Source organism: Methanobrevibacter cuticularis, from assembly GCF_001639285.1.
GTDB lineage: Archaea > Methanobacteriota > Methanobacteria > Methanobacteriales > Methanobacteriaceae > Methanobaculum > Methanobaculum cuticulare.
This window is the reverse complement of sequence record NZ_LWMW01000149.1, coordinates 1-7,082: the sequence shown is the minus strand read 5'-3', so window position 1 is coordinate 7,082 and position 7,082 is coordinate 1. Positions and strand designations below refer to the sequence as shown.

Below are 7,082 nucleotides of genomic sequence, written 5' to 3'. Positions count from 1 at the left end.
AATCATTAAAGAATCATTATACATCCACAGTGTCGACTTCAACACTATTGAAAATATTTTTAAAATTGAAAAAAACGGATTCAACAATGAAAACCATCTAATTAGGGAACTAACAAAAGAAGAAATAGAAGAACATAAAATAGAAGTAAAAAATTAGTATTTTTTAATTAATTTTTTTATAATTTATATTTAAATGGAATGTTGCATTCATTAGAATATTAAAGTAATAATTCTTTAAATTGACAGCATTGGTCCAACACTATAATATTCCTTTTCCCTTTTTGTTTAATGAATTGTCATAATTATTACTATTTTCTTTAGCTTTATCCTAAATTATTTATAATAGGAAACTGTAACCTAATTTTATAGCTATTAAAACTACAAACACAATTTAAAGTATAACAAAAAAAGTATTAATAAATGAAAGATTTAGAAAACAAATTTCAATGGCTAAATTTTTTAAAATTTGACTTTTGACAATGACTCTTTATATTTGGTTGTTTTAAATGATATGTTATTTTTTTGGAGAAAAATTAGTTTATAGGAATAATTATTTGTAAAGAAAAGAATAAAATAGTTGTTGAATATTCTTTAAAAACTTTTAATTTACCTATTGGCGTTGATACATATGAAATTTCTATTAAATTACCTAAAAAGTTTAAAAATATTTTACTTTCAAAAGAAATGATTGTAGAAAATATAAATTTATTCTTTGTAAATGAAACATAATTTTTTTTATATTTCTATTATTTTCATCATGTTATATTTTATCTAAAATATTTATATAAAAAAGCTAATTTCATAGTTTCTTTTTGAATTGTGTGGTTATTTTAAAATTTTGAGTTATTTATTTTAATCTATAGAAAATTATACTATTAATTAGTATTATATTATAAACTATGAGTTAATTAGAATATTTAAGTTAATTAATTATTATATTATAAATTATGAGTTAATTAGAATATTTAAGTTAATTAATTATTATATTATAAAATATACCATCTAATTAGAATATTTAAGTTAATTAATTATTATATTATAAAATATACCATCTAATTAGAATATTTAAGTTGAATCATATTATTAGAATATTATTAAAAAATTAGAACAATACAAAGAGAGATTATCATGAAACCTAATGTTATTTTTGGGCCTGCTGGGAGACCAGTGGATTATAAAGGTAGTGCTTATACTGCATGTGGATATATTGCTAATGAAGGCTTAGATGCATATGAATACCAAGCTGGAAGAGGGCTTAGAATTGGTGAAAAATCAGCTAATATACTTAAAGAGGATTCAATAAAAGAAGATATTTTAGTGTCTCTTCATGCTCCATATTATATTAATTTATCTGCAGTTGATGATAAAAAATTGAATATGTCTATTGAAGTGATGATGAAAGCTGCTCAAGCTGCTCAATGGATGGGAGCTTATAGAATAGTATTTCATCCTGGGTATTATTCAAAAAATTCTCCTAAGGAAGCATTAAGAATTGCTAAAAAATCTATAAATACATTACTTTCTAGACTCGATGAAGAAGGAGTAAGTGAATATACTTTTGCGCCTGAAACTACAGGAAAAAGATCTCAATTAGGAAATATTGATGAAATAATTGAAATTTGTTCAAGTTTTGATTGTTTTGAACCAACTATTGATTTTGCACATATCCACGCTCGTGGTAGAGGATATATTAAGAAAAAGGAAGATTATAATTGCATATTTTCAAAATTGGAAGATGGTTTAGATATTGATAGATTGCATTGTCATTTTACAAGGATTGAATATACTAAAGCTGGAGAAAGAAGACATCATACTTTTGAAGAGGAGGAATATGGTCCTGAATTAAAATGGTTACTTGAATCTTTTATAGAAAATGATTGGAAAGCTACTATCATCTGTGAGACTCCTTTACTTGATCAGGATGCTTTAAAAATGAAAAATCTTTATGAAAGTTTATTGTAATTATTTTATTTAAACATATTAGATATTTTTAATATATTAAAAATAACAATTTTCTTCTATCTTAATCCATCTAGGATATTATATTTTTTCATGAATTTCAAAAATATAATATAACATAATAGGTTATTATTCATTAGATTGATTTTCCTAATGAAACCTTAAAATAGTATAAATTTTCACTTGTTTTTTAGCTATTTTAGCGATACATTTATATATAATAAATTAAAGAATAGTTAACTGTAGTAAGCTTCAAGGCTTATTATATTAAAAATGTGGAGATGTGATTAATTATGAAAAATAGTGAATTACCTATTGCACCAGTTGCAAGAATAGTAAAAAACGCAGGCGCAGAAAGAATTAGTGAAGATGCTAAAGAAGCATTAGCTGAAGCTTTAGAAGAATGTGCAACCCAAGTTGCTCAAAAAGCTGTTTCTTATGCTAAACACGCTGGTCGTAAAACTGTTAAAGCTGATGATGTTAAATTAGCTGTTTCATCTTGTAAATGTTAATTTCTGTACAGTTATTAGATGACTTTTAATTTAGAAAGTATTTGATAATACTTTTCTTTTATTTTATTTTTTCTATAAACATTCTTTTAATCATATTACTTTATTTTAATTCTATTTTAATTTTATTCTAATTTATTTTAACTTTATTCTAATTTTTTTCATAAAATATTTATTACTATCATTAATTTCGCATTTGTTATTATTATCTAATAAGATAAAGAAGGTTTTTTTTATTAATTTTATTAATTTGTGGAATAATAAGATAAAGAAGGTTTTTTTTATTAATTTTATTAATTGTAGAATAATAAGACACTTTCTCTAGTTTTCATAGCTATTTTTTTTCATGAAATTAATTCTCAAAATGTGATAATTGATAATATAAAAGTTTTGATAATATATTTTTATTTTTTATGAATAATTAGATTTTCATATTTTTCAGACATAATAAATATTTACAGAACTATTAATTATTACATTTTGAGAATTAATAATTAAATTTTTATATTAGTATCGATAATATAATTTATTATAATAGAAAAATAAATAATTTTTATTTTATAATTATTCGATTATTATATGTTATAATAACTTTAAATTCGAATTTTTGATAATATATTGATAATTGGTTATATTGATAAATATTTTTGATAATGTATTGATAAATATGATTCAATTAAAATAACCTTTTAATCGATGTAAATCAAATCTATTTAAATTATTTTTAGTTTATTAACAGGTGTACTTTTGAAATTTAATAATAAAACCCAAGATTCACAGTCAACAAATAATAAAGTAATCAATGTTAAATTTGATTCTAAAAAAGAAGCTAAAGCTATTGTTTTACAAGGCATTGGTTATCCTTTTAATTTTCCATTGATGGAATCTCACAATTTAGAAGTTTCAGATAAAAATCTATTTGAATGCTATGCTAAAGAGCAATGGTTAGGTTTAGAAGTTGTAGAAGGATCTTATCTTTTTGATCAAAAAATAATCCCTGATTATGGATTTAAAGTGATAACGGCTCATCCAAATAATTCTATAATTAGTGAAAATACTTCTATAGTTTTAATATCTGAAGAAACATCTTCTAAAAATGAATTGGAAGCTATTACTACTGATTTAGAGATTAAAGACATAATAGGTCAAGATCAAGCTAAAAATAAGTGTAAAATTATAATGAGATATTTAGAAAGTCCTGAAAAATTTGGGAAATGGGCTCCAAGGAACATTTTATTTTATGGGGTTCCAGGTACTGGTAAAACTATGTTAGCTAAATCATTGGCTAATGAACTTAATGTTCCGTTGTATTTAATAAAAGCAACCACTTTAATTGGGGATCATGTAGGAGAAGGTGCATCTCAAATTCATAATCTTTTTGAATTGGCACTTAAAACACAACCTTCAGTTATTTTCATAGATGAGATTGATGCAATTGCTCTTCATAGAAAATTTCAATATCTAAGAGGGGATGTTTCCGAGGTTGTAAATGCTCTTTTAACTGAAATGGATGGTATTCATGAAAATGAAGGGGTTGTAACAATAGCTGCTACAAATAATCCAGAACAATTAGATTATGCCGTCAGAAGTAGATTTGAAGACGAGTTTGAATTTACTCTTCCTAATGAAAAAGAAAGAATAGCTATTTTGGATAAATATATAAAAACCTTACCTTTAACTGTTGAACCAACTTCTAAAAAATTAGCTAAATTAACAAAAGGTATGTCTGGAAGAGATCTTAAAGAAAAAATATTGAAATCTTCATTGCATAATGCTATTTCTAATGATGACGATGTTATTTCTATGGAACATATAAACTTAGCTTTAAATAAATCTAAATCTGAAAATCAATCTCCTAAAAATATGTTTGTTTGATTCTACTTTAAGGACTTTATTATTTCTTAAAAATTAATTATATTACCAAGTATTATCAATTTATATTTCTTAATTTACTATTAATTAATAATTTAAATAATATATATTAATAATTATTAAAAAGTATATTATCTTTCTTTGAAATATAAAAATATATAATTAATAAAAACAATATATTAAATAAGAATAATATAACAATAAAAGTATTTACAATTATAAATAATATGATAAAAGTATATATAATTAGAAACAATATAGATAAATTCTAAAATTAAATATTTGTTTTTCTATTAATATTTATTCATTTAATTTGTCTTTTTTAGATTACTACTCTATTTTTATAATAATTTATTAATAATGACAAGTTTTATTAATTATTTATAATAATAAGATTATTTAATTTCAATATTTTATATTAAATTCAGGTTTATAATTTCTAGGTGATAAATTGAAAATAGCAACAATTGTCTTGATCATTAGTCTTTTAGTAGTGGGGGCATATGCTTCATTAGAAGTATCATATTACTCTTCAAAAATAGCTATTGAGAAAGATTTATCTTCTCCACGTGTATTGATCCCTGCTATTGGGATAAATGAGAGAATCAATAATGTCTCTATAAATCAAGGGGTTTACCATGAAGAGGTTTCATACCTTCCTACTAAGGGAGATGTGATTTTATTTGGTCATAGGACAGGTTATGGATTCCCATTTTTGAGACTCAATGAGCTGAAAATTGGGGATAATGTTACATTAGAATGGCCAGGGATTGGTCAAGTTAATTATACCATTACAAACTCAAGCATAGTTCCTGCTAGCTATCTTTTGCCTGTTGAAAATAACACTCAGCGTCTGTATTTAATTACTTGTGATCCTCCTGGATTCACCACAAACAGATTGATTTATGAAGCCAACATGACTAATGTTGGAGAATTAAATTCAACAATCTTAAAGGATAATCCCCAAGAAAATTATGGTCTGTATATCTCTTTATTATTCTTAGGATTAGGATTAATACTCTCTTATTTCTATCCAATTAAAGAAGACAGATTAATTGTTTTAATAGTGGTAATAGCTATTTCTGCATTTCTCTTCTATAATTATTTCTATCCACTTCCTCCAGAGATCATATCAGATAAATTAAATTGGTTAAATGGAGATTTTAGTTAATCAGTATAAAATGAAAGAACTATTTAAACATTTAATGATTATTTAAACTCTTAATAGCTATTTATTTAATTAATAGCTATTCTTCTATAATTGGATAATGTATTAGAATAACATTATGGAACTTTAAAACAATAAAGAATATGGATGTAAGATAATATGGATGTAGATAAAGAATACTTTTCTAATATTAATCATCGAGAAAGAGCTATATTCGAAGGAGCTATTAGCATGGGCGCACTTTTTCACCAGTTTATAGGCACTCCTGTAAATAAAAAAACTGTTAATAACTTAGAAATAGCTATTAAAGAATCATTAGAGCTTCAACCAGCTATTGAAAAGGTTAAAATAAGTATAGATTTAGATAAGCTTGATGATGCCATGACTGATTTTCAATATACCTCCCTAACTGGGGATATGTTAGATGTTAAAATCTTTTCAAAGGTTGTGGATGTTTTAGCTATTGTTCGAATGAAGTTTATTGAAAATATTAATTACCCATTAATGTTTATTGAAGATATTATAGAAGAAGACACTAGAAAAGAAGATACTATGAAATAGTTGATCTTTTTTTCATCCTAATTCTTATTTTTACTTATGATACTATTTATTATTTTTATTTTATTTTATTTCCACTCAGGGTCAAAAGTCAAAGTTCTAGAATTCAAAATAAAGAAATTCAATTTGTGCAAAAAGACTTTTGACCACGACTTAGTCATGGACTTCTTTTTATTAATTCACTAATTCATCATACTGTTAACTTAAAAATTCTCATAAATCTAAGCTTTAAGACTGTTATAAAAATCTTTTAGAAAATTCTTAAAAATTTGTTATATTAATAACATTAATTCATAATTTTTAATGTAACTTTATAAATTTTTGAGTAAACCCAATATATTCCTTCTTTTTTGTTTCGTTCTGTTATTTGTTTTTCTGTGTGTTTATAATTGTTTTTTGATCATTAGATTCATCAAGACAGCTATTTAATAATTTAAGAATTTTTCGTGATATTTACTTAAATGAAAAGAATCGGTGGAAAATTAGATGATGGGTTAGATAGGTTATTTTTGTAAAAGGGTTGATTTTTTTTACTTATTTTGTGTTTTTTTGTTTGTGTGTTCTTTGTATGTTTAGGGGGGGGGGGGGTAGTCTATGGTTTTGTTCTTGCTTTGTGATTTATCTTTGTTTTTGTTTTGGGGTGTGTAGAAGTGATATATTTATATATGGGTAATTGCTATAAGTATGTTTGTCCAGTAGTTAAAAGTTAATAGTTTAATAGGATACTAACTGTTCTTTAGATGACTAACAAGTTTTTTTATTTATTAATTAATAAGATATGGTTAGTAGTTGATTGTTAAGCATTTTTTTAGTTTTTGATTATAGCTGGATGGTATGTTGAGATATTATATTTTAATGATGAGGTGAAAGATATTATGAATAAGTTTAAAAAGACGTCTTTTGTGATGGTCTTATTGTTGCTTTTTGCTTTGTTGGTAATGGTTGGTTTATCAACTAGTTTTGCAGCAGATCGTAATATTACTAATGCGACTGATGGTGGTATTAGTGGTGCTGTT

6 protein-coding genes are annotated in these 7,082 nt (G+C 24.1%); all 6 read left to right on the top strand.

Annotated elements, in window-relative coordinates; translation table 11 throughout:
• Window positions 1–540: 540 nt before the first annotated feature.
• Window positions 541–729, top strand: a complete 189-nt coding sequence (locus MBCUT_RS11860) for a PDDEXK nuclease domain-containing protein (protein WP_394327063.1) — start codon at window positions 541–543, stop codon at window positions 727–729.
• A 399-nt stretch (window positions 730–1,128) separates the two neighbouring features.
• Window positions 1,129–1,962, top strand: a complete 834-nt coding sequence (locus MBCUT_RS09735) for a TIM barrel protein (RefSeq protein WP_067260498.1) — start codon at window positions 1,129–1,131, stop codon at window positions 1,960–1,962.
• A gap of 290 nt (window positions 1,963–2,252) precedes the next feature.
• Window positions 2,253–2,471: a histone family protein gene (locus MBCUT_RS09730; protein WP_067260496.1), complete on the top strand. Its 219-nt coding sequence runs from the start codon at window positions 2,253–2,255 to the stop codon at window positions 2,469–2,471.
• 744 nt (window positions 2,472–3,215) lie between these two features.
• Window positions 3,216–4,343, top strand: coding sequence for an AAA family ATPase (locus MBCUT_RS09725; protein WP_067260493.1), 1,128 nt, complete (start codon window positions 3,216–3,218; stop codon window positions 4,341–4,343).
• Window positions 4,344–4,791: 448 nt separating this feature from the next.
• On the top strand, window positions 4,792–5,511 hold the full coding sequence (locus tag MBCUT_RS09720) for a class E sortase (protein ID WP_067260492.1): 720 nt from the start codon (window positions 4,792–4,794) through the stop codon (window positions 5,509–5,511).
• A 156-nt stretch (window positions 5,512–5,667) separates the two neighbouring features.
• The gene (locus MBCUT_RS09715; RefSeq protein ID WP_067260490.1) at window positions 5,668–6,069 is read left to right on the top strand and encodes a dihydroneopterin aldolase family protein; all 402 of its coding nucleotides are present in this window, start codon (window positions 5,668–5,670) and stop codon (window positions 6,067–6,069) included.
• Window positions 6,070–7,082 lie beyond the last annotated feature (1,013 nt).